This window comes from Taklimakanibacter lacteus (assembly GCA_003576695.1).
Taxonomy (GTDB): Bacteria; Pseudomonadota; Alphaproteobacteria; order Rhizobiales; family Aestuariivirgaceae; genus Taklimakanibacter; species Taklimakanibacter lacteus.
The window spans coordinates 474,462-496,888 of the sequence record QOZQ01000003.1 but is presented as its reverse complement, the minus strand read 5'-3'; the positions used below and the strand labels follow the sequence as shown (position 1 = coordinate 496,888).

25 protein-coding genes and 1 pseudogene are annotated in these 22,427 nt (G+C 62.7%); 16 read left to right on the top strand and 10 right to left on the bottom strand.

Annotated features, from left to right (window positions below; translation table 11 throughout):
- The first annotated feature begins 144 nt into the window (after positions 1–144).
- The 3 genes from DT068_RS07995 to DT068_RS07985 all read left to right on the top strand — a co-directional run bounded on the left by DT068_RS07995 (position 145) and on the right by DT068_RS07985 (position 3,281).
- The gene (locus DT068_RS07995; RefSeq protein ID WP_119389252.1) at positions 145–765 is read left to right on the top strand and encodes a TetR/AcrR family transcriptional regulator; all 621 of its coding nucleotides are present in this window, start codon (positions 145–147) and stop codon (positions 763–765) included.
- Positions 766–875: 110 nt separating this feature from the next.
- Entirely contained in the window at positions 876–2,042 is a 1,167-nt protein-coding gene (locus tag DT068_RS07990; protein WP_119389251.1) for a M20 aminoacylase family protein, read from the top strand.
- A gap of 39 nt (positions 2,043–2,081) precedes the next feature.
- Positions 2,082–3,281, top strand: a complete 1,200-nt coding sequence (locus DT068_RS07985) for a diaminopropionate ammonia-lyase (protein ID WP_119389250.1) — start codon at positions 2,082–2,084, stop codon at positions 3,279–3,281.
- Between the two features lie 8 nt (positions 3,282–3,289).
- Here the strand turns inward: DT068_RS07985 and DT068_RS07980 are convergent, their stop codons facing one another.
- Positions 3,290–3,775, bottom strand: a complete 486-nt coding sequence (locus tag DT068_RS07980) for an Lrp/AsnC family transcriptional regulator (protein WP_119389249.1) — start codon at positions 3,773–3,775, stop codon at positions 3,290–3,292.
- A gap of 152 nt (positions 3,776–3,927) precedes the next feature.
- Between DT068_RS07980 and DT068_RS07975 the strand changes: the two genes are divergently transcribed.
- Positions 3,928–4,386, top strand: a complete 459-nt coding sequence (locus tag DT068_RS07975) for a VOC family protein (RefSeq protein ID WP_119389248.1) — start codon at positions 3,928–3,930, stop codon at positions 4,384–4,386.
- 77 nt (positions 4,387–4,463) lie between these two features.
- Here DT068_RS07975 and DT068_RS07970 read toward each other — a convergent pair whose 3' ends face one another.
- Entirely contained in the window at positions 4,464–5,288 is an 825-nt protein-coding gene (locus DT068_RS07970; RefSeq protein WP_119389247.1) for an alpha/beta fold hydrolase, read from the bottom strand.
- 119 nt (positions 5,289–5,407) lie between these two features.
- Between DT068_RS07970 and DT068_RS07965 the strand changes: the two genes are divergently transcribed.
- Entirely contained in the window at positions 5,408–6,391 is a 984-nt protein-coding gene (locus tag DT068_RS07965) for a GlxA family transcriptional regulator (RefSeq protein WP_119389246.1), read from the top strand.
- A 54-nt stretch (positions 6,392–6,445) separates the two neighbouring features.
- Here the strand turns inward: DT068_RS07965 and DT068_RS07960 are convergent, their stop codons facing one another.
- The gene (locus DT068_RS07960) at positions 6,446–6,898 is read right to left on the bottom strand and encodes an SRPBCC family protein (RefSeq protein WP_119389245.1); all 453 of its coding nucleotides are present in this window, start codon (positions 6,896–6,898) and stop codon (positions 6,446–6,448) included.
- Positions 6,899–6,951: 53 nt separating this feature from the next.
- Here DT068_RS07960 and DT068_RS07955 point away from each other — a divergent pair, with 53 nt between their 5' ends.
- A complete protein-coding gene (locus DT068_RS07955) occupies positions 6,952–7,299 on the top strand; it encodes an ArsR/SmtB family transcription factor (protein WP_119389328.1) in 348 nt (115 codons plus the stop codon).
- Here DT068_RS07955 and DT068_RS07950 read toward each other — a convergent pair.
- The gene (locus DT068_RS07950; protein ID WP_119389244.1) at positions 7,296–8,297 is read right to left on the bottom strand and encodes an SIS domain-containing protein; all 1,002 of its coding nucleotides are present in this window, start codon (positions 8,295–8,297) and stop codon (positions 7,296–7,298) included. The two genes, DT068_RS07955 and DT068_RS07950, sit on opposite strands and share 4 nt — an antisense overlap.
- A 70-nt stretch (positions 8,298–8,367) precedes the next feature.
- Between DT068_RS07950 and DT068_RS07945 the strand changes: the two genes are divergently transcribed.
- Positions 8,368–9,210 carry a PfkB family carbohydrate kinase gene (locus DT068_RS07945; protein ID WP_119389243.1) on the top strand — a complete coding sequence of 281 codons (843 nt, stop codon included), beginning with the start codon at positions 8,368–8,370 and terminating at the stop codon, positions 9,208–9,210.
- On the opposite strand, the gene DT068_RS07940 is transcribed toward DT068_RS07945, so the two are convergent.
- The gene (locus tag DT068_RS07940; protein WP_119389242.1) at positions 9,205–10,305 is read right to left on the bottom strand and encodes a LacI family DNA-binding transcriptional regulator; all 1,101 of its coding nucleotides are present in this window, start codon (positions 10,303–10,305) and stop codon (positions 9,205–9,207) included. The two genes, DT068_RS07945 and DT068_RS07940, sit on opposite strands and share 6 nt — an antisense overlap.
- A gap of 242 nt (positions 10,306–10,547) precedes the next feature.
- Here DT068_RS07940 and DT068_RS07935 point away from each other — a divergent pair, with 242 nt between their 5' ends.
- The 5 genes and pseudogenes from DT068_RS07935 to DT068_RS07915 all read left to right on the top strand — a co-directional run bounded on the left by DT068_RS07935 (position 10,548) and on the right by DT068_RS07915 (position 14,563).
- A complete protein-coding gene (locus tag DT068_RS07935; protein ID WP_368904530.1) occupies positions 10,548–11,426 on the top strand; it encodes a transporter substrate-binding domain-containing protein in 879 nt (292 codons plus the stop codon).
- Between the two features lie 37 nt (positions 11,427–11,463).
- The gene (locus DT068_RS07930) at positions 11,464–12,393 is read left to right on the top strand and encodes an amino acid ABC transporter permease (RefSeq protein ID WP_119389241.1); all 930 of its coding nucleotides are present in this window, start codon (positions 11,464–11,466) and stop codon (positions 12,391–12,393) included.
- Positions 12,390–13,160, top strand: coding sequence for an amino acid ABC transporter ATP-binding protein (locus DT068_RS07925; RefSeq protein WP_119389240.1), 771 nt, complete (start codon positions 12,390–12,392; stop codon positions 13,158–13,160). The genes DT068_RS07930 and DT068_RS07925 overlap by 4 nt, the downstream gene beginning before the upstream one ends.
- A 15-nt stretch (positions 13,161–13,175) precedes the next feature.
- Positions 13,176–14,129: an ornithine cyclodeaminase family protein gene (locus DT068_RS07920; protein ID WP_119389239.1), complete on the top strand. Its 954-nt coding sequence runs from the start codon at positions 13,176–13,178 to the stop codon at positions 14,127–14,129.
- Positions 14,130–14,168: 39 nt separating this feature from the next.
- A pseudogene (locus tag DT068_RS07915) lies at positions 14,169–14,563 on the top strand (arginase family protein).
- On the opposite strand, the gene DT068_RS07910 reads toward DT068_RS07915, so the two are convergent.
- Positions 14,560–15,267 carry an SOS response-associated peptidase gene (locus tag DT068_RS07910; RefSeq protein ID WP_119389238.1) on the bottom strand — a complete coding sequence of 236 codons (708 nt, stop codon included), beginning with the start codon at positions 15,265–15,267 and terminating at the stop codon, positions 14,560–14,562. The pseudogene DT068_RS07915 and the gene DT068_RS07910 sit on opposite strands and share 4 nt — an antisense overlap.
- A 133-nt stretch (positions 15,268–15,400) precedes the next feature.
- Here DT068_RS07910 and DT068_RS07905 point away from each other — a divergent pair, with 133 nt between their 5' ends.
- Positions 15,401–15,613 carry a hypothetical protein gene (locus tag DT068_RS07905; RefSeq protein ID WP_119389237.1) on the top strand — a complete coding sequence of 71 codons (213 nt, stop codon included), beginning with the start codon at positions 15,401–15,403 and terminating at the stop codon, positions 15,611–15,613.
- Here DT068_RS07905 and DT068_RS07900 read toward each other — a convergent pair.
- The gene (locus DT068_RS07900; RefSeq protein ID WP_119389236.1) at positions 15,610–16,131 is read right to left on the bottom strand and encodes a MarR family winged helix-turn-helix transcriptional regulator; all 522 of its coding nucleotides are present in this window, start codon (positions 16,129–16,131) and stop codon (positions 15,610–15,612) included. The genes DT068_RS07905 and DT068_RS07900 overlap by 4 nt on opposite strands.
- Positions 16,132–16,215: 84 nt before the next feature.
- On the opposite strand from DT068_RS07900, the gene DT068_RS07895 reads away from it, so the two are divergent.
- Positions 16,216–16,659 carry a DoxX family protein gene (locus DT068_RS07895; RefSeq protein WP_368904529.1) on the top strand — a complete coding sequence of 148 codons (444 nt, stop codon included), beginning with the start codon at positions 16,216–16,218 and terminating at the stop codon, positions 16,657–16,659.
- 144 nt (positions 16,660–16,803) lie between these two features.
- On the opposite strand, the gene DT068_RS07890 is transcribed toward DT068_RS07895, so the two are convergent.
- Positions 16,804–17,997 carry a lytic murein transglycosylase gene (locus tag DT068_RS07890; RefSeq protein ID WP_119389235.1) on the bottom strand — a complete coding sequence of 398 codons (1,194 nt, stop codon included), beginning with the start codon at positions 17,995–17,997 and terminating at the stop codon, positions 16,804–16,806.
- Between the two features lie 362 nt (positions 17,998–18,359).
- Between DT068_RS07890 and DT068_RS07885 the strand changes: the two genes are divergently transcribed.
- The gene (locus DT068_RS07885; protein ID WP_119389234.1) at positions 18,360–18,896 is read left to right on the top strand and encodes an RICIN domain-containing protein; all 537 of its coding nucleotides are present in this window, start codon (positions 18,360–18,362) and stop codon (positions 18,894–18,896) included.
- Positions 18,897–18,936: 40 nt separating this feature from the next.
- On the opposite strand, the gene DT068_RS07880 is transcribed toward DT068_RS07885, so the two are convergent.
- On the bottom strand, positions 18,937–20,190 hold the full coding sequence (locus DT068_RS07880; RefSeq protein ID WP_119389233.1) for a flavin-dependent oxidoreductase: 1,254 nt from the start codon (positions 20,188–20,190) through the stop codon (positions 18,937–18,939).
- 168 nt (positions 20,191–20,358) lie between these two features.
- On the bottom strand, positions 20,359–21,258 hold the full coding sequence (locus DT068_RS07875) for a LysR family transcriptional regulator (RefSeq protein WP_119389232.1): 900 nt from the start codon (positions 21,256–21,258) through the stop codon (positions 20,359–20,361).
- 110 nt (positions 21,259–21,368) lie between these two features.
- On the opposite strand from DT068_RS07875, the gene DT068_RS07870 reads away from it, so the two are divergent.
- Entirely contained in the window at positions 21,369–22,415 is a 1,047-nt protein-coding gene (locus tag DT068_RS07870; RefSeq protein WP_119389325.1) for a zinc-dependent alcohol dehydrogenase family protein, read from the top strand.
- The last annotated feature ends 12 nt before the right edge of the window (positions 22,416–22,427 follow it).

Below are 22,427 nucleotides of genomic sequence, written 5' to 3'. Positions count from 1 at the left end.
GCCCTGCAAAGGGCTGACATTTCGGTTCCGGATGGGGTAACAATTCGAAGGCGTCCCGGATATAATCGGAGGCGCCTCCGTTTATCAAGCTAAGAGATCAGGGATGGCGATTCAAGACCCCAATTGGGACGCGCGTGTGAAATAATGGCAAAGCGTCCCGCCAAATCTCGCCAAGCTGTCCCTGCCCCGGCGGAAAAGGCGCTGCGCGCCGATGCCCAGAAGAATCGCGACAAGCTCATCAAGGCGGCCGGGCTCGCTTTCTTCCAGCATGGCATCGACACATCGCTCGAAGAGATCGCCGAGCGCGCCGGCGTCGGCATCGGCACGCTCTACCGGCATTTTCCCACCCGCGAGCATCTGGTCGAGGTCATCTACCGGCGCGAGGTCGAGGAGCTTTGCCAGGCAGCCGAAGCCCTCGCCCGCAAGTATCCACCCGATGTGGCGCTGGCCGAATGGATGCAGCGCTTCGTCGATTACATCGCCGCCAAGCGCGGCATGGCCGACAGCCTCAAGCTGCTCGTTGCCAGCAATTCCGAATTCTTCGCCGAATCCTCAGGCCGGATCCCGGCCGCGCTGCAGAAACTTATCGATGCCGCCATCGCCTCCGGCACGATCCGCGCCGATATCGAAAGCTCGGATGTCATGCATGCACTCTCCGGCATCTATGGCGCCCCCAAGACGGCTGACTGGCGGGAGCGGTCGAAGCGATTGGTCGCGTTGTTGATGGATGGGCTAAGGTTTGGCGCAGTGAACTCCAAGTCGTGACGTTCATTTCGCAGCTTTTCTGCGTTTCGGCATAGTTTTCGCCGAACTTAACAGGCCTTAATCGGGCAAATGTGGACTGCGCCATCAGGCCAATACCCAGGGAGCCCTCCATGCCGACGACGCCGGAAGCAAGCCAGATCGACGCCGCCAGGGAATGGCGGCGCCATCTCCATTCCATCCCGGAGTTGGGCTTCGGCGAGCATAAGACTTCCGCCTTCGTCGCCGAGAAACTTCGCTCCTTCGGGCTTGAGGTGCATCAGGGCATCGGCCAGACCGGGGTGGTCGGCATCTTGCGCAAAGGGTCCGGCAGCCAGGCGATTGCGCTGCGCGCCGACATGGATGCGCTCAAGATCACGGAGCAGACCAACCTGCCCTATGCCTCGACGCATCAGGGCCAGATGCCTGCCTGCGGCCATGACGGCCATATGGCCATGCTGCTGGGGGCCGCCCATCATCTGAGCCGGCATGGGCAGTTCTCCGGCACCGTCCATTTCATCTTCCAGCCCAATGAGGAGCATGGCCGCGGCGCCAAGGCGATGATCGCCGATGGCCTGTTCGAGCGTTTCGCCTTCGCCGAGATCTACGGCATCCACAACATGCCCGGCATGCCGGTCGGCGCCTTCGCGACGCGCGCCGGCCCGCTGATGGCTTCGGAAGACAATTTCGAGATCCGCTTCCGCGGCAAGGGCGGCCATGCGGCGCGCCCGCAAGTGGCCAATGATCCGATCGTCATTGCAGCGCATGCGATCCTGGCGCTGCAGACGATCGTGTCGCGCCGCGTCTCAGCGCTCGATACCGCCGTCGTCTCGGTGACGGAAGTGCTGACCGACGGCACGCGCAATGTGCTGCCCGAGACTGTGATCCTCAAGGGCGATACGCGCAGCTACCGCCCCGAAATCCAGAAGATCATCGAAGCCGAGATGCGCCGCATTGCAGCCGGCATTGCCCAGAGCTTCGGCGCCGAAGTGGATGTGACTTACACGCAGGAATTCGCCTCGACCGTCAATCACGATAGCGCCAGCCAGCATGCGCTTGCTGCCGCCAGGGCGACGCCCGGCATCGACCGCGTCGATGCCGAGCCTGAGCCGCTGATGGGCTCTGAGGATTTCGGCCTCTTCCTCAACCACAAGCCCGGCAATTTCGCCTTTCTCGGCAATGGCGTGGATGGTGCCAACGGCCAGCCGCTGCACAACCCGCATTACGACTTCAATGACGCGGCCCTTGGCCCCGGCATCGCCTACTGGTCGTCGATCGTGCATCGCAAATTGCCGGCCTGAACAGACAATCAAGAAGAACCGACAGATGGGAATGCCTCTATGATCATCGAGACCGCCACCGCCTTTGTGCCCTCCGCCGGCACGCGTCCCAGGCTTGACGCCCTGCCCTGGTGGTGCGCCGCCGGCGCCTCGGCCGAGCCGCAGCAATATCTGCAAGCCTTCCCGCATCATCCACCGACTCCCCTGCTCCCCCTCAGGGCGCTGGCGAGCAAGCTCGGCATTGCCAGTCTTCACGCCAAGGATGAATCCTTCCGCCTCGGCCTTTTGAGCTTCAAGGGTCTGGGCGGCGCCTATGCGGTGCTGCGCGTCGCGCAGAAGCGGGCCGAGAAGGCGCTTGGCCGCAAGATATTGCCGGCTGAGATCACCTCTCCCCAGCTGCGCGAACTCTGCGCCGAACTCACCGTATGCTGTGCCTCCGACGGCAATCACGGCCGCTCCGTCGCCGCCGGCGCCCGTCTCGTCGGCGCCCGCTGCAAGATCTTTCTCCATGCCGGGGTGAGCGAAGAGCGCGTCGCCCATATAGAGCGGCTCGGCGCCGAGATCGTCCGCATCGCCGGCTCCTATGATGATTCCGTCGCCGAGGCGGCGCGCTCGGTCGACCGCCATGGCTGGGTGCTGGTTCCCGATATCGTCGCGGCGGATGATCCGGACGCGGCGCAGATCTGCGGCCATGTGATGGAAGGCTATTCGATCCTGGTCGATGAGATCCTTGCCGAGGCGCAAAGGCGGAGCTTGAGCTTCACCCATGTCTTCGTGCAAGCGGGCGTCGGCGGCATTGCCGCCAGCATCTTCGGACACTGGACAGCGATGACACAAGGCGAAAAGCGCCCGCGCTTCATCATCGTCGAGCCCGAACGCGCGGCATGCCTCACCGAAAGCGCCCGCGCCGGCCGCCTCGTCATGCTGCCGCATGGACCGGCCACCATCATGGCGATGCTCGAATGCCAGCGGCCCTCGCCGCTCGCCTGGCCGGTCGTCCATGCGCTGGCCGATGCTTATGTCACGGTCTCGGAAGACGACGCGCGCAAGGCGGTCAGGCATCTCGCCTGGCCCGAAGGCGCAGATGCTGTGATCGAAGCGGGTGAATCGGGTGCGGCGGGGCTTGCCGGGCTCGAGCGGCTGCTGAGCGATGAGCGCCTTGCCGCCGAGTTGAAGCTCGATCGCCATGCGAAGGTCCTGGTGATCGTCACCGAAGGCCCGACCGATCGCAGCATGTGGAGCGGCGCCAGGCGCCGATAAGCCACAGGTCACTCGGTGAGATGGTATTTGGTCGTGAACTTGACCGTCTGCATCGCGGCATAGGTCTGGAAGGCCTTGACGTTCTTGTCGCCGAAGAAGGCGTGTTCGGTGAATGCGCCATAATCCTCCATGGACGCGACGCGCACCACCAGGATGAAATCGGCATTGCCGGTAACATAATAGCACTGGGTCACTTCAGGGTAGCTCGCGATGCGGCGCTTGAATCCATCGAGCAGGTCGCGCTGCTCGCGCTCGAGCGAGACCAGCACGACGAGGGTCACCGGCGTTCCCGCCGCATCGCCCGAGATCAGCGACACATCGGCCGAAATGGCGCCCTCGGCGCGCAGTCGCTTCAGCCGGCGCTGGCAGGCGGTCGCCGATAGCCCCACTTTGCCAGCCAGTTGCTCCGTCGTCAGGAGATTATTCTCCTGGACGATATTCAGGAGCGTGATGTCGAACTGATCGAGTTCCGGCCCGGTCTTGCCGTGCTTCATGTCTGCCTCCTGGCATTGCCCCTTCCTCATAAGGCAGGCTTCGCAGATTCTGCAAAACTGTCGGAACCCTGCCGTGCCCCGACCGTTAAAGCCCTTGAACAACCGCGCCTCCGCGGCTGCTCGTCCTGTTCCCGAAACACAAGGAGAGCTCCATGGCAGTGAAACCTATTCCTGACGGCTATCACGCGGTAACGCCCTATGTGACGGTTCGCGGCGCCGACAAGGTCATCGAATTTCTGGGCCAAGCATTCGATGCGGAAATGACGCATGAGCCGATGAAACGCCCGGATGGATCGATCATGCATGCGGAAGTGAAGATCGGCGATTCACGCGTCATGCTGGCCGATGAAAGCGAGCAGGCACCCGCGTCGGCGGCGACTTTCTATCTCTATGTCAATGATGCGGATGCGGCCTACCAGCGCGCCGTCAAGGCAGGCGGCAAGAGCGTCATGGAACCGATGGACATGTTCTATGGCGACCGCTGCGGTGGCGTGAAGGATTTCTCCGGCAACAGCTGGATGGTGGCAACGCATAAGGAAGACATCTCGGTGCCGGAGCTGAAGAAGCGCGTCGAGGCCTTCCTCAGGCAGCAGAAGGACAAGGCGGCGTAGCCTTATCTTATCTCTCTTACAAATAAATCCCCTTCTCCCGTGCGCAGCATGGGAGAAGGGGAAAATGTGGAGGGAGATTACCCTTTGATGAACGCCAACAGATCCGCGTTGATCGTCGCGGCCTCGGTCGTCGGCATGCCATGCGCGAAGCCCTTATAGGTCTTGAGCACGCCGTTCTGCAGGAGCTTGGCGGAGAGCGGCGCTGAATCGGCATAGGGCACGATCTGATCGTCATCGCCATGCATCACCAGCACCGGCACCTTGATCTTCTTCAGGTCCTCGGTGAAATCGGTCTGCGAGAAAGCAACGATGCCATCATAATGCGCTTTGGCGCCGCCCATCATGCCCTGGCGCCACCAGTTCCAGATGACCGCCTGCTGCGGCTTGGCGCCCGGCCGGTTGTAGCCGTAGAACGGGCCCGCCGGCAGATCATAGTAGAATTGCGCGCGGTTGGTTGCGACCTGCTCCTGGAGACCATCGAACACGTCCTTGGGCAGCCCGCCCGGATTGGCCGGCGTCTTCACCATCAAGGGCGGCACCGCGGCAATGATCGCCGCCTTCGACACACGCGCCTCGCCGTGACGGGCGATGTAATGCACCACTTCGCCGCCGCCGGTCGAATGGCCGACATGCACCGCATCCTTCAGATCGAGATGCGCCGTCAGCGCAGCAAGGTCGTCGGCATAGTGATCCATGTCATGGCCGCTGCCGACCTGGGTCGAGCGCCCATGGCCGCGGCGGTCATGGGCGATGACGCGGAAACCCTTGTGCAGGAAGAAGAGCATCTGGGCGTCCCAGTCATCGGCGGAAAGCGGCCAGCCATGGCTGAAGACGATGGGCTGGCCCTGGCCCCAGTCCTTATAGAAGATGTCGACGCCATCCTTGGTCTTGATCATAGGCATGTTTTTGATTCCTTTTGCTAAAAGCGACATTGACCGTCTTTGACATGGAAAAGATAGGGCATTTGGCCCATGATGCGGATTGGCAAAACTGACATTCTGCAAGGCAAAACTGACAAACAATGTCCAAAGCGCCCATCGCCGAAATCGCCATTCTCGACTACCGCCACTGCCAGCGCGCGGCACTCCACGGCCTGACCGATCTCTTCTGCGAGGCCAGCCGCCTCTCGCGCGAGCTTGGCGGCAAAGATGCCGCCACCTTGCGCGTCACCCATTGGAGGGCGGGGCCCGAAGCCCAGACGGTGGAAGTGAGCTTCGACACGCATGAAGGCGTCCCATCGCGGCCCAGCGTCGTCATCGCGCCGCCGACCCTTGCCGGACCGCCGGCGCTGGAGACGAGCCGGTCCTTCGCGGCCTGGCTCGCTGAAAGGCACAATGAAGGTGTCACGCTCTGCTCGGTCTGCGGCGGCACTTTCCTTCTTGCCGAGACCGGGTTGTTGCGTGACCGTAAAGCCACGACGCATTGGGGCTATGCTCCCGTGCTCAAGAAACTTCATCCCGAGATCCATGTCGATGGCGACAAGCTGATGATCGATGATGGCGATATCATCACGACGGGCGGGATCATGTCGTGGACCGATCTCGGCCTCAAGCTGGTCGGCCGCTTCCTCGGCCCGACGGTCATGCTGGCGACGGCGCGTTTCTTCCTCATCGACACGGCCGGGCGCGAGCAGCGCTTCTACAGCACCTTCACGCCCAAGCTTCATCATGGCGATGAGGCGGTGCTGAAAGTGCAGCACTGGCTGCAGAAGGACGGTCTTCGGCAAGCGACGCTGGCCGATATGGCGGCACATGCCGGGCTCGAGGAGCGTACCTTCATCCGCCGCTTCCGCAAGGCAACCGACTTCAATCCCACCGAATATTGCCAGCGCCTGCGCGTCGGCAAGGCGCGCGAGATGCTGGAGCTCACCAACCGCACCGTCGACCAGGTGGCCTTCGATGTCGGCTATGAGGATGCAAGCTCCTTCCGCAAGGTGTTCCAGAAGGTGGTGGGACTGAGACCCGCGGACTACCGCAAGCGCTTCGCGGTGAGGCCGGCGGCATAAGGCAAATCCCGCCAAAGTTACCCGACTTTGGCGACAGGGATTTGCTCAGGAATGCTATTTGTAGAAGCCCTGGCGCAGATTTATGCCGTGCTCGATCCACATTTTGAGAGCGCACAGCATGCCGGTCCAGCCCTCGCAATTGCCGTAGGAGGCGCTACGGCCCTTCTCCGTGTCGGACCAGCCATGCTCTGCAATACGCACCAGCGTGCGGCCATCATCGAGCGGCTCGAAGGTCATGGTGACCGTTGTGCGCTTGACCGTTGCCGAACCTTCGGCCGCATCCCATTCGAGCACGATGCGCTTGTCCTTCTCGACCTCGATGACATGGACCGGAAAGGCGCCGGGAAAATCGTGAAAGTCCCAGGTCACGACGGCGCCCGGGGCAAGCCTGCCCTTGGCGCCGCCGGTCGTAAAATATTGCGAGAGCTGCCTGGGATCGACGACCGCCTCGAACACCTCGCTCACCGGCTTGGCGATCCTGCCGCCCACCGAGAATTTAAGTTCCATGGCTGGTTCCTTTCGCTTCTCTTCTTTCCACTAATATGTTATATATTTATAACATGTCAATTGAAGATCGAGACGACCTTCTGTTCAAGGCCTTGGGGCATCGGACCCGGCGGACCATGCTCGATGCCTTAAGGGAAGGCCCGCTCACCACCGGCGCGCTGTGCGATCTCCTGCCCCGGCTCGACCGCTGCACGGTCATGCAGCATCTTAATGTGCTGGAAGAGGCCGGACTCATCATCGCCGAAAAGCGCGGCCGCGAGCGCTGGAACCATCTGGATGCGCTGCCGATCCATGGCATTCACGAGCGCTGGATCGGCCCCTACGCCGCCTATGCCGCCCACATGCTGAGCCGGCTTAAAAAGAGGGTCGAGTCCTCCCCTTCAGCGAGGCAGAAAGCTTAGTAGTTGCTGATCTTCTTCATGTAGCGGCGGCCTTCGAGCATAGGCTGCCTGCGCAGATCCGCCAGCCGGTAGGCGAATTTCCACAGAGTATCGAAGAAGACGAGCGGCTCGACATATCCTCTGAAGCGGGCATCGATGGCGGAAAGATCGAGTTCTGCGCTGTCGAGAATGAGGATGTTGCTCTCCGCCCCATAGCGCAGAAGGAAATCCCGGGCCCGCTCGGCCAGGCGGCGCGTCTCGTCAGAGCCGATCAGCACAATGAAAGCGGCATTTTTGTCGACCACTTCGAAGGGGCCATGGAAGAACTCATTTGCATGCACGGCTTGTGAATCATACCACTGCATTTCCATGAGCACACAGGTCGAGAAGGAATAGGCGGCGCCATAAGAGGGGCCGCTCGCCAGTGTGTAGATGGCGGACTTGTCCTTGAAGTGTGGTGCAAAATCGGCAAAGCGGTCGGCGAAAACCTGATGCGCCCTGTCGATCGCCGGCTGAAGGGCCGAAAGGCTTGTGAGCACCGGCGCCACCAGATCAATCCCGTCAGTGGCGCGCAGCACACCGGTCAGCAGCATGTAAAGGACCGCATAGTTGCTGTCGGCAGCGTCGATCGCAATGCCGGTCGTGTAGGAAGCCTGATAGGCTACAGTGAAGTCCGAGGCTTTGGCCAGCGGCGAGGCCGGGTCGAGGGTCATGGCGACGGTGAGCGCCCCCTTCTCGCGCGCGTGCTGCGCAGCGCGCGCCGTCTCGCGCGTCGTCCCGGTCTGCGAGCACAATATCACCAGGGCATTGCGGCCAAGCCTCTGCGGGGCGCGGCACACGAAATCATCCGCATTGAAGATGTCGGAGGACAATTTCGTCGAATGCCTGTCGATGAAATATTTCCCGCCCTGCATGATCGACAGCGAACCGCCGCAGGCGACAAGGAAGACATGCGAGATGGGTCGGGCGGACAGCGGTTGCAATGCGGCTTCGATATCCCGGTTCAATTCAGTCTTCATCTTCTCTCTCGATTGACAGGCTGAAATCAATGTGCGAACGTTCTCACATATTGTCAATGAAAAAGCCAACATGGTCAGTATCGCCGCGATAGGCGACAATGTCGTCGACTGCTACCTGTCGCGGAACGAGATGTTCCCCGGTGGCAATTGCCTCAATGTCTCGGTGTTCACCCGCCGCTTCGGCGCGCGCTCGGCCTATGTCGGCGCCATCGGGCGCGACGAGGCCGGCGATGTCATTCATGCCGCGCTCAAGGCCGAAGGCGTCGATGTCAGCCATTTGCACCGGCTCGCCGGGCCTACCGCTTACTGCATTATCGGCCATCGCAATGCCGAGCGCCTGTTCCTGAGCTTCGATCTCGGCGTGTCGATATTCACGCCCGACGCGGATGATCTGGCGTTCCTCGAGTCTTTTTCGGCGGTACATGTCGGGCAATCAAGCGGACTCGATGCGCATGTCGCGGCAATCGCGAAGCGCGCTCCCCTTTCCTATGATTTCTCCACGCGGCGCGAGCCTAGGCATCGCCGCACCATCGCCCCGCTCTGCTTCCTGGCCGCGCTGTCGGGCGGCGATCTCTCAGAGGAGGAGGTTGCGGCGGTCAGCGGTGAACTCCTCTCTTGTGGAGCCAAATGGGTACTGGTGACACGCGGCAAGCAGGGCGCGGTGCTGGCCCATGGAGACGCGCGCTGGTCGGTCGCTGCACATCCGGTCGAGGCCGTCGATACGCTGGGGGCGGGCGACACTTTCATCGCGCGCACGCTCTATGGTCTTCTTGCCGAAGAAAAACCCGATCAGATCCTCTCCGCCGCTGCCCTGGCAGCCGCCGATACCTGTCGCTATTTCGGTGCGGTCGGGCATGGCGCGCCGATCGCCATCGCCGCCGATGTCGATGCCCTGAAGCTCAAGACTTCATGAGAGCCGGGCGCGCGCCACCGAGCCGCGCCGGGTGAGCGACAATTCGAGAGTTACGTGGCGGGGCGGACTCTCGCTGCCCGACAGGCGATCGAGCATCAAGCGCGCCGCCGTCTCGCCCATCGCGGTCAAAGGCTGCACCACCGCCGTGATGGCAGGCTTGAGAAAACTCATCCAGTCGAGATCATCGAAGCCAATCAGTGAAAGCTCGTCCGGGATTGCGAGGCCCAACGAAGTGATGGCGTCGATGGCCCCCGCCGTCATCAGACCGTCAGCGGTGAAGAGCGCCGTCGGCCGGCCCGGCAGGCGCAGCAGCTGCAAGGCCTGCAGCCGCGCCGCCTCCAGCGAGTAAGCGCCGACGCGGCCAATGAGCGCCCGGTCGATCTCTATTCCGGCGGCGAGATGCGCCTCGACATAGCCGAAGAGACGCTGCCAGCTCGGAAAAAGATTGGCGGGCTCGATGCTGCGCGAGGTCACCCGCGCAACGAAGGAGGCAATGTCACCCGAATCCCAGCGCTCGAGCTCCGCCAGAATGGCGATGCGCCGATGACCGGCCTCGATCAGGCTTGCTATCGCCTCGCGCGAGGCCCTGCGGTTGTCGACGGTGACCGCATCGGCACGGAGCCCATTGACCATGCGGTCGAACTGCACGATCGGGCAGCCCTCCTTCAGCGCTTTCCTCAGATGATCGGAACGCTCCGTATCGCAGGGCGCCACGATCAGGCCATCGACCTGCTTCTCGAGCAGCAGCTGCACGGCTTCCAGCTCGCGCGCCAGAAGCTCGTCGCTGTTGGTGATGAGCACGCCAAAGCCTTCGGCGCGCGCCACATCCGCGACGCCGCGCAGGATGCTCGAATAAAATGGGCTCTGGATGTCGCCAGCGACGACGCCGATGGTCTTGGTCTTGCCGGTGATGAGGCCGCGCGCCAGGAGATTGGGGCGATAGCCGAGTCGCTCGGCCGATGCCTTGACCTTCTTCTTGATCTCATCGCTCGCATAGCCGTATCCGCCCAGCACCCGCCCGGCCGTCGCCGTCGAGACGCCCGCAAGCCGGGCAACCTCAGTGATGGTCGCTTTGTCGATGCGTTTCTCAGCCATGACTCAAGTGCATCTTCGGAATCACCAAGCCTTTCCCTCTAGCGTGCCCGGAGGCGGCTGCAAACTGCCGGAAGCAGCCTGTCCAGAGGTGTGAGAACATTCTCCATTTCATGCTTGACGACCCAGCAGACCTCATGTTTGTATTGTGAGAACGTTCGCACAATATGCGGCCGTGATCAACCATCGCGTTCGGGCACGTTATCCGGAGCGCAAGAACAGGCACAAAGCACAGGGAAAACGTCATGACCTATGGCATGCAGACTTTACGGAACTGCGGCGGCGCCTTGCTCACCGCCGCCGCCCTTCTCACCTTCGCGACCGTCCAGGCGGTGGCCGGCGGCATCGACCAGAAACTGCACGACGCCCTGCCCGACCAGTACAAGACCAATGGCGTCAATGTCGCGGTGTTCAATGACTGGCCGCCGGATGAATTCGTCGAGAACAGCGAGCTGAAAGGCTGGAGCGTCGACATGGCCAAGGCGATGTCGGAGAAGCTCGGCGTCGAGTTCAAATTCGAGGCGACCAGCTTCGAGGTCATCATTCCAGGCCTCGTCAGCAAGCGCTTCGATGCCGGCTTCTCTTCCTTCGGTGTCACGGAGGAACGCCTGCAGGCGCTCGATTTTGTGCCGCAGCGCCGCGAAGGCACCGCCTATGCCTCGCTCAAGGGCAAGAATTTCAACATCCAGAGCGAAAAAGACCTGTGTGGCCACAGCGTCGCCGTCCTCACCGGTGCCTGGGACTTCCAGTATCTGACCAAAGTGAGCGCCGAAACCTGCCAGGGCGTGAAGCCGATCGACCTGCAGCAATTCACCACCCAGAACGCGGCCGAGCTCGCCGTGTCGTCCGGCCGCGTCGAGCTGGTCGCGGCGGGCTCCGCCAAACTGCAATATATGGCCAAGCAGACCGGGACCTTCGAGGTCTCCACCTTCGTCAGCAATGCCGTCTATAACGGCATCGGCATCCGCCGCGGCGATGCGCTCGGGCCTGTTCTGCGGGACGCGCTTCAGTCTATGATCGATGACGGAAGCTACAAGCAGCTGATGGCCAAGTGGGGCGTCGACGGCAGCGGGATGCTGGACAAGGCGGTCCTGGTCGACCAGGCCCATCCCGATCCGAAGTAACGCCATTACCGAAGGCCCATCCAGCCCGGAGTGCCGCATGGGCCAATCGCCAACGCCGTCCCGTCCCGATATCCACGCCACCAAGCCGGTTCCGGTCCGGCATCCGGCGCGCTGGATCGGCGGGGCGGCCCTCTTTCTCTTCGTCTTCTTCTTCATCCGCCTGCTCGTCACCAACGAGAACCTGCAATGGCCGGTGGTGGCGCATTACATGCTGAGCCCCGAGATCCTCAAAGGACTGGGGCGCACCTTGCTGCTCACCTTCCTCGCCATGATCTTCGGCCTCGCCATCGGCATCGTGCTGGCGATCATGCGGCTGTCGAGCAACCCTGTCTTCCAGGCGGCGAGCTGGTTGTGGATCTGGTTCTTCCGTGGCGTGCCGCCCCTCGTACAACTCGTCTTCTGGTACAATCTCGCTTTGCTCATACCGAACGTTTCCATCGGCATCCCCTTCGGCCCGCAACTATGGGAAGGCAGCACCAATCTCCTGATCACGCCCTTCACCGCCGCGATCCTCGGCCTCTCCCTCACTGAAAGCGCCTATGCGGCGGAGATGATCCGGGCCGGCATCCAGGCGATCAATATCGGCCAGACGGAAGCCGCGGCGACGCTCGGGATGACACGGGCCCAGATCCTCAGGCGCATCATCCTGCCGCAGGCGCTCCGGATCCTCATTCCCCCAATCGGCAATGATACGATCTCGATGCTGAAATTCACCTCGCTCGTCAGCGTGCTGGCGTTGCCCGATCTCCTCTATTCGGCGCAGATGATCTATTCGCGCACCTATCAGACGATCCCACTGCTTATCGTTGCCACCATCTGGTATCTCATCCTTTCGACGGTTTTGACTTTCGCCGAGCACTATATCGAGCATCGCCTCAATGGCCGGCCCCTGGCGCTGGGCGCCGTGTTCAACTCGCTCTTCAAGAGCAGGTTCTGGTCGCTCAGGCGCCAGGAGGCCCGCTCATGACCGAGGCTCAGCCCCTGCTCAAGGTCGAGCGGCTGTCGAAGAGCTTCGGCACACACCAGGTGCTGCGCAATATCGATCTTGCCGTCGAGGCCGGCGATGTTATGTGCATCGTCGGCCCGTCGGGCTCGGGCAAAAGCACCCTGCTGCGCTGCCTCAACTATCTCGAGACGCCCGATGCGGGCGCCGTCTTTCTCAGCGGGGAGCCGATCGGCGTCAAATGGCGCGGCAATACGCTCTATGAGATGTCCTTCAACGAGCTTGCGGTGCAGCGCCAGCGCATGGGCATGGTTTTCCAGAGCTTCAACCTGTTCCCGCACAAGACCGCACTCGAGAACGTCATCGAAGCGCCGATCGTCGTGAAGCGCAAGAAGAAACCCGACGCGATCGCCGAGGCTACAGCTCTCCTCAAGAAGGTGGGGCTGGCGGAGCGCGCGCATTATTATCCCAAACAGCTCTCGGGCGGCCAGCAACAGCGCGTCGCCATTGCACGCTCACTCGCCATGCAGCCGGCGCTCATGCTCTTCGATGAGCCGACCTCGGCGCTCGATCCCGAGCTCGTCGGCGAGGTTCTGGCGGTGATGCGCCAGCTCGCCGAGGACGGCATGACCATGGTGGTGGTCACCCATGAGATGAGCTTTGCCCGCGATGTCGCCGATCACCTGGTATTCATGGATGAGGGAGTCATCGTCGAAGCAGGAAAACCGAAGGACGTGCTCAGCCATCCACGGCACGCCCGCACCAAGGCCTTCCTCGCCCGTGTCATCTGAACCGGACTTGTAGCGATGCGACATGCCGATGCCGAAACCGTCGAAAGCCTGCTCGACTATCCGGGCCTGATCGAAGCTTTGCGCGCTGCTCATCGCGCCGATCGGATGCCGCAGCGGCGCGTCGATGTGATGAGCGATCAAGGCGATGATGCCAACAAGTTCGTTTCGCTCATCGCCTGGGCCAGCGGCGATCTTATTGCGGTCAAGCTCGTCGGAGTGTTTCCGGGCAATACCGCACTTCAACCGCCGCAGCCCTCGGTGCAGGGCCTTGTCGCCCTGATGAGCGGTGTGACGGGCGCGCCGCTCGTCACCGCCGACGGCGCGGCGCTCACCTTCCGCAAGACCGCAGCCGACTCGGCGCTCGGCGCCGACTACCTGGCACGCCCTGATGCGCGAACCTTGCTCGTCATCGGCGCCGGCGGGCTGGCGCCGCATGTCATCGCGGCGCATCTGGCGGTCAGGCCCTCGCTGGCGCGCGTCCTCATCTGGAACCGCACGGCGGAGAGGGCCGCTTCATTGGCCGACAGGCTCCGGCATCTGCCGGTTTCGATCGCGCCGGCCACGGATCTCGGCGCCACATTGCCCGAAGCCGACATCGTCTCCTGCGTCACCATGGCGACGGAGCCCCTCGTCCTGGGGCGGCTGCTCAAGCCTGGCGCGCATGTCGACCTGATCGGCGCCTATCTGCCCGAGATGCGCGAGGCTGATGATGATGTCGTCCGGCGTGCCGGCCATATCTTCGTCGATACCCGAGCCGGCTGTGAAGGCTCAGGCGAGATCGCCACACCGCTTGCCCGCGGCCTCATCACGCAGGAAAACATCATCGCCGATCTCTTCGATCTCAGCACCGGCCGGCATTCGGGGCGGGCATCGCAAGACGAGATCACCATGTACAAGAATGTCGGCGGCGGGCATCTCGATCTCTTCACCGCGCGCCATCTCCTCGCAAGGATGGACGCCGTGTCATAGCCTTCGTCACGGCTGGTCGGCAAGGCTCACGCCCGGATCATGGAAGAAAAGCTGGTCGATCGCCTGATCCAGGTCGGCCTGCGCACTATCAACGGCCATCATCGCCAGCAGTTCGAACGCTTCGGCGTCGAGGTCATCGAGGCGCATCGCTGCAACGGACCGCTGAAGCTCGATCTCGAGACGCCGGTCTATATTTCAATGGATCTCGATGCGCTCGATCCGGCCCATGCGCCGGCGTCACCTTCCGGGAACCGGGCGGCCTCACCACCCGCCAGGTGATCGACTGGGTCCACGCAATCGGCCAGCCGATCGTCGCCGCCGATATCGTCGAATTCAATCCGCGCTGCGATATGTCCAACATGACGGAGAATGTTGCGGCGAAGCTTCTGAAAGAGATCGCCGGGATGATGGTGAAGACGGAGCAGCCCGACTAAAGCAGCGCAGCTTGCACGGCAGCTCGCTCGATCAAGTCGGCCGTGTCGTTCCTGACACTGCCGACTCTCTGATCGACCGGCCATGCCGCAAGCCTCGGGGCAGGAAACGGGGCGAGCATGGCCTTGAGTTCATTGTCGTTCACGGCATCTTCACCCAGCCACTTGTCCCAGTTCTCAGAACCGATGATGACCGGCATGCGGTCGTGAACCGGTGCCAGCAGATCATTGGCCTCGGTTGTGATGATTGTGCATGACCTTGTCCATTCACTGGTTTCCGGATTCTTCCACGGTTCCCACAGGCCACCCAAGGTCATGATATCATGGTTTCCCATGGCGAAGGCGAAGGGCTGCTTGTCGGCCACACCTGAACGGCGCCATTCATAGAAGCCTCCGACAAGCACAAGGCAGCGGCGTTGAGCCTTCCATGCACCTTTGAAGGCTGGCTTCTGGTCGATCGTGTCGGCACGCGCATTGAACGTGTTGCCGAGCTTCTTCGGATCTTTCGCCCAAGGCGGAATGAGCCCCCATCGCATCGGCTCGATCGTGCGCACTCCATCGGTCGATGTCATTACCGGTAGCGGCATTGTCGGCGGCACATTGTATCGGCGCGGCAGTGTCCACAGCCAGCGGTCGCCACGCCTTTTCTTCAGCGGGTTCAATTTGATCTCGGAAACTTCCTCAGGATCGAAGACGCGGCCGCACAATTGGAGCGTTCCTGCTTTCTCATAATGACTTTTTGTTCCTTATATGTTCTAGTTCGAGGCGAGCGGCTTGTCAACTAAGGCAGACTTCCATGCGATACACTTTGCGTCGGTTGAAATTATCATGACGCGGCCAATGAGCTTTTCCGACCGGCAGCATTTCATTCAGACGCTTGCGGTCTGCCGCAATCTGGCAATCACTTGTGGACAGGGCGAACATCGTGACTCGGCCCTGCAATACAGATGCAAGGAATTGATCGACTCCATCGACGACGTCGCCGGTGAGCTTGTGGGAGACTCGAGCTATTTCAAGATCGTGGACGTCAATCCAGCCGCCAAGGGAGATTAATCCGCCTTTCGCTGCTCCAGGGCGGCAAGGAGTTTGCACAACAGCTCCGCCAGGGCTTCTCGCTCGCTCTCAGGGAGAGCCGCCAGCATGGCAAGCTCATTCGCCATGTCGGCGCGGAAAGCCGCTTCGGCAAGGCGTATGCCTTTCCGGGTCAGGCGCGCGGAAAAGCTGCGCCGGTCCTCGCTCGATTGCTCGCGGACGATCAGGCCAACTTCCTCGAGCTTCACGAGCCGGCTCGTCAATCCTCCGGAGGTGAGCATCAGGGAGGTGTAGAGTTCCGTCGGCGTCAGCCGATAGGGCGGGCCAGACCGGCGCAAGGTGCCGATAACATCGAACTCGCCGCGATCTATGCCGTGCGCGGCAAAGACGGCGCTGATCTTGGGATGGAGACGCTGTGCCAGCCGGTTTATCCGGCCGAACACCGACATTGGCGACGTGTCCACATCCGGCAGCTCGCGCGCCCATTGCCGGCGAAAGCGGTCCACATCGTCGCCGGGAACTTTTTCATCCACAGTCATGGCCACCTCATATATCTTGACAGCAAGATATCTCTCATGCCAGTTATCTTGCCAACAAGATATATGACAACAGGAGCTTTCCCCATGCAACAGGCAACTTCGGCAAATGCGACAGGCGGCTGGCGCCGCCAGATGAAGGCCACGCCCATGGTGTTGACCGGTCGCGTGCTCAGCATTCTCTTCGTGCTCTTCATCCTCATTGCCTCGGTCACGCCCAAGCTGTTCTTCCCCGATGCCAACGACGCTTATCTGGCGCAGCTCGGCTGGGCCAAGCAATATATGCCGCTCATCGCCGCCATCGAGATCATCGGCGTGGTGCTCTATGTGATCCCGCGCACCAGCCTGCTGGGTGCGGTATGGATGACCGGCCTGCTTGGCGGCGCGATCGCCACGCAGCTGCGCGTCGACAATCCCCTCTTCAGCCACCTCCTGTTCGGCGTCTATCTCGGCCTCTTCATGTGGGGCGGCCTGTGGCTGCGTGATCCGCAGTTGCGTGCCCTGTTCCCGATCAGGAGAAACAAGCCATAATGCCAGCCGATGCTGCCCGTCACCGTCGATCCTGCCAGAATCCGCGAGTTCAAGACCGCCGCAGGCTTCTGCACATGGCGGGGAAATATGCTGCGCCAGCCTGGTGCGGGTCGCTCCCAAGGCGTGATCCGTCTTCGCGGCCGGTCAGTTCCCCGCCAGAACTTTCAGGATGCGCGTGCCGGGCCGGCCGGTTGGCTTGAGGCCTGCCTTCTTCTGTGCTGCCTTGATCGCCACGATAGTCAGCGGGCCGATGCGGCCATCAGCTTCGCCCCGGTAATAGCCCTTGGCGATGAGGAGCTCCTGCAGGCGCTTGCGATCCGCGCGGTCGAGGCCCGGATCATCGGTCGGCCAGGCGGTCTTGAACGCGCCGCCGCCCCTCAGCCGGTCCGCCAGATGGCCGATCGCCAGCGCATAGGCTTCCGCCGCATTATAGGAGAAGAGCACATCGAAATTGCGCGAGACGAGGAATGCAGGGCCCGTGGGCCCGGCCGGCCTGATCAATCCGTAGGAACCGCTCCTCGGCAGCGCCTTGCCGTCGGCGCGAAGGATGCCCTGCCTGGCCCAGGCGGCAATGGGTGCCTTGCGCGAGCGGCCGACCGAGCCTGAATAGGAGCCGGGAACTTTCACCTCGAAACCCCAGGGCAGGCCCGACTGCCAGCCGGCCTTTTTCAGGAAATTGGCGGCGGAAGCGAGCGCATCGGGCACCGAGCGGATCGTGTCGCGCCTTCCGTCGCCATCGAAATCGACGGCGAGCCTGCGATAGGTCGAGGGCATGAACTGCGTCTGGCCGAAGGCGCCGGCCCAGGAGCCGTTGAGGTCGGAGAGCTTTACGTCGCCCGCCTGGACGATGCGCAAAGCCTGGATCAGCTCGGCCGTGAACATGGCCGGCTTCTTGCCGGCGCAAGCGACATTGGACAGCGCATGCGGCAGGAAGAAGATGCCCTTTTCCTGGCCGTAGTCGCTTTCCACGCCCCAGAGGGACGCCAGAATGAAGTGATCGACGCCATAGGCCCGCTCGACCGCGCGCAAGGTCTTGTCATGCACGCGCAGCATCTTCGCCCCATCGGCGAGGCGCGCATCGTCGACCAGAAAAGCCATGTAGTCCCAGATCGCCAGGCGGTATTCGGGCTGGGTGCGCGAGAAGCGCACCGCTTTCTCATCGAAGGTGATGCCCTTGAAAGCAGCGTTGACGATATCGGCACGGATGCCGGCTTTCAGCACCTGGGCGCGCACGCTTTTGGCACAGCTTTCGAAGGAAGCGAAAGCGGGCGTGGCGAGCGGAAAGGCCGCGAGGGCCAGAGCCCCAAGGCCTATCTGAAGACGAAAACTGCGAGTCATATGAGCCATCCCGAATCATCACCACGAGAATTTGGCTTCAATTAGCCCGGCGGGAGACCCAAAATAAGACTGCCGATGTGACTATTCGCACCGACGCCTCCCGGCTTCGTACATAGGATCCGCCCAGTGTTTCAAGCACGCCCGGAAATCCCGAGGAGGACACCATGCGGAAATGTGCTCTCGTGCTTGCTTTGCTGATCGCCTTGAGCCCGGCTTTAGCCGCCGACCAAGTCGATAAAGCTCGTCCAGTTCTAGAAGGTGCCGGACCAGCACAAGGCCTTCATCAAGGACTTCAGCGCTCCTGAGCCGCTCGAATAGCGGCCTTCATCTCAAACTTCAACAGCGTCGGTAGGAGAAAGATCATGACCAATCATGTGCGTGCTCGTCTTTTCTTCACGGCCGGCCTGTTGGGATCGGCCTTGCTGCTCGCCAACGGCGTCCCTGATCGCTCGCTTGCCGCGACCGATCAGGTGATGCTGATCAACATGCAGACCAGCAAATGCCTGACGATTGCCGGTGGGATGAGCACCGACAACAATGTCGAGGCGCTGCAATTCACCTGCGACAGCCATCCCTCGCGGCGCTGGCGGCTGGTGCGCATGGGCAGCGCCTTCCAGATCAAGAATCTGCAGACCGGCAAATGCCTGACCATCGCCGGCGGCGTCAGCACCGAGAACAATGTGACGGCGCTGCAGTTCAATTGCGACAGCCATCCGTCGCGCCGCTGGCGCATCAACCGGGTGGGCAGCGGCTTCCAGATCCAGAATGTGCAGACCGGCAAGTGCCTGACCATCGCCGGCGGCGTCAGCACCGCCAACAATGTGACGGCGCTGCAGTTCACTTGCGACAGCCATCCCTCGCGCAAGTGGCAGGTCAAGGCGTCGGTAATCATCGACTAAGCGAGCGGGGACCTTTGCGGTCAGAGGCGGCGTTGCTGATTCAGCGCCGCCCGAGATTGACCTGCTCGCGGCTATAGCCCGCGAGCGATGCATAGCCGCGCACGATCGCCTCGCGCTCGGCAAAGCTTGCGACATCCTCGATATCATCGAAGCCTTCGGGCGCGCGGGCCTCGACCAGGTCGATGACGCCTTCCGGTCCGCCGCGCCGGTTGTTGCGCACGATCTCCGCCGTCATTGGCCGGCGTTCGGCGTCATAGGCGGCGAAGGCTTCCGCCACATCCGGCATCGCCGTCAGGTGGCGCGCCAGAGCCGCGGCGTCGAGGATCGCCTGGCTGGCGCCATTGCTGCCGACCGGATACATCGGATGTGCCGCATCGCCCAGCAGGGTCGTGCGGCCGAAGGACCAGCATGCCACCGGATCGCGGTCGCAATTGGGATATTCATAGAAAGTGCCGGTGGCCTCGATGATCCTGGCCGGCTCGACAAAGCCCAGGCGGAAGCTGTCGGCGACGAAGGCCTGCACCTCCTGCGGCCGCGCGGTGGCATTCCAGTCCTCGCGGCGCGGCGGCGGGCCCGAACCATCGGCGATGCGCGCCATGATGGCCCAGTTGGTCAGGCGCGTCGCGGGGCGCGCCGGATCGGAATGGATCGGATAGAAGACGAATTTCGCCGCATTGCCGCCGGCGATCATCATGGTGCGGCCATCGCCATGGACCGGCCATTCGGTGGCGCCGCGCCACAGCATGATGCCGCTCCACAGCAATGGCCCCTCTTGCGGGTAGAAGATGCTGCGCACGCGCGAGTGGATGCCATCGGCGCCGATCAGACCGTCGCCCGCCGCTTCGACACGTCCGCCTTGCGAGCGGCTTTCGAACCGTGCCGTCACGCGCCCGTCGCCTTCGGCGAGATCGACCAGCCGGCGATCCGTGTGCAGCCGCCCGGCGCCCAGGCGCTCGAGAACGGCGCCCAGCAGGACGCCATGCAGCTTGCCGCGGTGGATGCTGAATTGCGGCACCTCATAGCCCGCATCGAGGCCGCGCAATTCGCGCCATACCACCTGGCCCAGCCGGTTGGTGTAGATCAGCTCGCGGGTGCGGATCCCGGCAGCATCGAGCGCCGGCAGCAAACCGTGCTCCGCCAGCTCCTTGACCGCATGCGGCAGGAGATTGATGCCGACGCCCAACTCGCGCAGCTCCTGCGACTGCTCGAAGACCTCGACATCGACGCCTGCCCGGTTGAGCGCCAGCGCCGTCACCAGGCCGCCAATCCCGCCGCCGATGATCAGAAGCTTCATCGTCTCTCCCTGACCGGAATGTCTCCAGGAAAAGTCTATATGAATATTGCGCACCATCTCAAGATAACGAGCCGTCAAGTCCAGCCGTCAAGGCGGGAAGATTTCAACCTGCTCTAAAAGTCCGGCATGGGATATTCGCCAGGTGACTGACGTCGATCGTCCGCGGCATCAGTCCATCATCGCCGGCAGGCGCGCCGCCAAGGCATCGATGAGGACCCGCACGCGCAACGGCAGGAACGGTGCGCGCGGCCACAAGGCCGAGCTGGTGAACTCGCTTCCGGGTTCGTCGAACAGCCGGACAAGCTCGCCCTGCGCAACACGCGCGCGGATCAGCCAGCAGGGCAGCCAGGCGAGACCAAGCCCGGCAACGGCGGCATCGCTGATGGCTTCGAGGTCATCGAGCCTGATACGCCCCTTCATGGCGATCTCGTCCAGCCTCCCCTGCTCGCCGGGAAACAGCCAGCTTCTGGTATGGCGCGGATTGGCATAGTCGATCGCCTGATGCACGGCGAGGTCGTTGAGGGTGGCGGGACGGCCATGTCTTTCGAGATAAGCGGGCGATGCGCAGACCGTCATGCGCTGCCGCGCCAGCGCACGCGTCATCAAGGCGGGATCATCGGGCAGCTCACCGTTGCGCACAGCAAGATCATAACCCTCCTCGATGAGATCGATCGGCCGGTCGGTGAAGGCGATCTCCAGCACCAGCGCCGGATGCCGGCGCGCCACATCGAAAAGAACCGGCGCCGCGCAGTGGCGGCCGAAGGCGACCGGCAGCGTGACGCGCACCTTGCCCGCCGGTTCCAGGCGGCCGGATTCGAGCGCCAGCTCAGCCGCTTCCAGCTCCTTGAGGGCGCGCAGGCAACGCTCATGATAGGCAAGCCCATCCTCGGTCAGGCTCAAGACCCGCGTCGTGCGGTGGCACAGCCGCACGCCAAGCCGCGCCTCGAGCCGCGCCACCGCCTTGCCGACGGCCGAGCGCGACACATTGAGACGCTGGGCTGCCGCGGCGAAACTGCCCGCTTCCACCACAGTGACGAATTCGCGAATGCCGCTCAGCGTGTCGGTCATGACTCTATCATTGTAGATTTGAAGGATACATTTAGCGGAAAAACTTCCCGCACTGCAACTCCACAAGCGCGAATATGCTGCCGACCTCTCATCCAACGGAGGCGAAAACCATGAATCAGCATGTGAAGGCGAGCACGATGAAGCGCTGGACGCTCAAGGCAATCGGGCGGGACAATCTCGATTTGCGCTCTGCCGCCGTCCCTGCTCCCGGGCCGGCTGAGATCCTGGTGAAAGTCTCCGCCGTCTCGCTCAATTATCGCGACCTGCTTGTCATCGATGAGGGCCTCGGCTTTTCACCCGGCAGCGAGCCTTTCGTGCCGGCTTCCGATGCTGCGGGCATGGTGGTTGCAACCGGTGGCGATGTCAGCCGCTTCAAGGCGGGCGACCGGGTGATCTCGACCTTCATTCCGGGCTGGATCGATGGGTCCGGATTTGGCACCGCGCGCGAGCCGAACTCCCTGGCGCTCGGCGGCGCCATGCAAGGCGTTCTTTCGAAATATGTCCTGCTCGATGAGGATTGGGCGGTGAAGGCGCCGGAGAGCCTGAATGATGCCGAAGCGAGCACGCTGCCTTGCGCCGGCCTCACCGCCTGGACGGCGCTGGTCGAGCGCGGACATATCCATGCCGGCCAGACCGTGCTGGTGCAGGGCACGGGCGGCGTGGCGCTCTTCGGTCTGCAGCTCGCGCGCGCCCATGGCGCCGAGGTCTTCGTGGTCTCGGGCGATGACGACAAGCTCGCGCGCGCCAAGGCGCTCGGCGCCACCTATGGCATCAACCGCAAGAAGGAAGACTGGGTGGAGGCGGTGTATCACCTGACGGGCGATCGCGGTGTCGATCAGATCCTTGAAATCGTCGGCGGCGCGCATCTCGGCCAGTCGCTCAAGGCAGCGGCGGTGTCCGGGCGCATTTCGCTCATCGGTGTGCTGGAAGGCTTCGACATCTCGGGCCATTTCCTGCCCTTGGCGCTCAAGCGCCTGACGGTGGACGGTATCCAGGTCGGCCATCGCAGCGGGCTTGAGGGGCTGGTGCGCGCCGTCGACCGCACCGGCCTCAAGCCGGTGATCGATGCCGAATATGAACTGGCCGACTTCCCCCAGGCCCTCGATCACCTGGCGCGCGGCCCGTTCGGCAAGATCGTCGTGAAGATGCCGGGATGACATCCCGGCATT

Excerpts from the sequence above, each read along its gene's own strand:
- DT068_RS07890 (WP_119389235.1), bottom strand. The coding sequence starts at position 17,997 with ATGACTCGCAGTTTTCGTCTTCAGATAGGCCTTGGGGCTCTGGCCCTC.
- DT068_RS07935 (WP_368904530.1), top strand. The coding sequence starts at position 10,548 with ATGACCTATGGCATGCAGACTTTACGGAACTGCGGCGGCGCCTTGCTC.
- DT068_RS07870 (WP_119389325.1), top strand. The coding sequence starts at position 21,369 with ATGAATCAGCATGTGAAGGCGAGCACGATGAAGCGCTGGACGCTCAAG.
- DT068_RS07875 (WP_119389232.1), bottom strand. The coding sequence starts at position 21,258 with ATGACCGACACGCTGAGCGGCATTCGCGAATTCGTCACTGTGGTGGAA.
- DT068_RS07880 (WP_119389233.1), bottom strand. The coding sequence starts at position 20,190 with ATGAAGCTTCTGATCATCGGCGGCGGGATTGGCGGCCTGGTGACGGCG.
- DT068_RS07990 (WP_119389251.1), top strand. The coding sequence starts at position 876 with ATGCCGACGACGCCGGAAGCAAGCCAGATCGACGCCGCCAGGGAATGG.
- DT068_RS07900 (WP_119389236.1), bottom strand. The coding sequence starts at position 16,131 with ATGACTGTGGATGAAAAAGTTCCCGGCGACGATGTGGACCGCTTTCGC.
- DT068_RS07905 (WP_119389237.1), top strand. The coding sequence starts at position 15,401 with ATGAGCTTTTCCGACCGGCAGCATTTCATTCAGACGCTTGCGGTCTGC.
- DT068_RS07920 (WP_119389239.1), top strand. The coding sequence starts at position 13,176 with ATGCGACATGCCGATGCCGAAACCGTCGAAAGCCTGCTCGACTATCCG.
- DT068_RS07945 (WP_119389243.1), top strand. The coding sequence starts at position 8,368 with ATGGTCAGTATCGCCGCGATAGGCGACAATGTCGTCGACTGCTACCTG.
- DT068_RS07970 (WP_119389247.1), bottom strand. The coding sequence starts at position 5,288 with ATGCCTATGATCAAGACCAAGGATGGCGTCGACATCTTCTATAAGGAC.
- DT068_RS07980 (WP_119389249.1), bottom strand. The coding sequence starts at position 3,775 with ATGAAGCACGGCAAGACCGGGCCGGAACTCGATCAGTTCGACATCACG.
- DT068_RS07895 (WP_368904529.1), top strand. The coding sequence starts at position 16,216 with ATGCAACAGGCAACTTCGGCAAATGCGACAGGCGGCTGGCGCCGCCAG.
- DT068_RS07995 (WP_119389252.1), top strand. The coding sequence starts at position 145 with ATGGCAAAGCGTCCCGCCAAATCTCGCCAAGCTGTCCCTGCCCCGGCG.
- DT068_RS07925 (WP_119389240.1), top strand. The coding sequence starts at position 12,390 with ATGACCGAGGCTCAGCCCCTGCTCAAGGTCGAGCGGCTGTCGAAGAGC.
- DT068_RS07975 (WP_119389248.1), top strand. The coding sequence starts at position 3,928 with ATGGCAGTGAAACCTATTCCTGACGGCTATCACGCGGTAACGCCCTAT.
- DT068_RS07960 (WP_119389245.1), bottom strand. The coding sequence starts at position 6,898 with ATGGAACTTAAATTCTCGGTGGGCGGCAGGATCGCCAAGCCGGTGAGC.
- DT068_RS07985 (WP_119389250.1), top strand. The coding sequence starts at position 2,082 with ATGATCATCGAGACCGCCACCGCCTTTGTGCCCTCCGCCGGCACGCGT.
- DT068_RS07950 (WP_119389244.1), bottom strand. The coding sequence starts at position 8,297 with ATGAAGACTGAATTGAACCGGGATATCGAAGCCGCATTGCAACCGCTG.
- DT068_RS07940 (WP_119389242.1), bottom strand. The coding sequence starts at position 10,305 with ATGGCTGAGAAACGCATCGACAAAGCGACCATCACTGAGGTTGCCCGG.
- DT068_RS07965 (WP_119389246.1), top strand. The coding sequence starts at position 5,408 with ATGTCCAAAGCGCCCATCGCCGAAATCGCCATTCTCGACTACCGCCAC.
- DT068_RS07930 (WP_119389241.1), top strand. The coding sequence starts at position 11,464 with ATGGGCCAATCGCCAACGCCGTCCCGTCCCGATATCCACGCCACCAAG.
- DT068_RS07955 (WP_119389328.1), top strand. The coding sequence starts at position 6,952 with ATGTCAATTGAAGATCGAGACGACCTTCTGTTCAAGGCCTTGGGGCAT.
- DT068_RS07885 (WP_119389234.1), top strand. The coding sequence starts at position 18,360 with ATGACCAATCATGTGCGTGCTCGTCTTTTCTTCACGGCCGGCCTGTTG.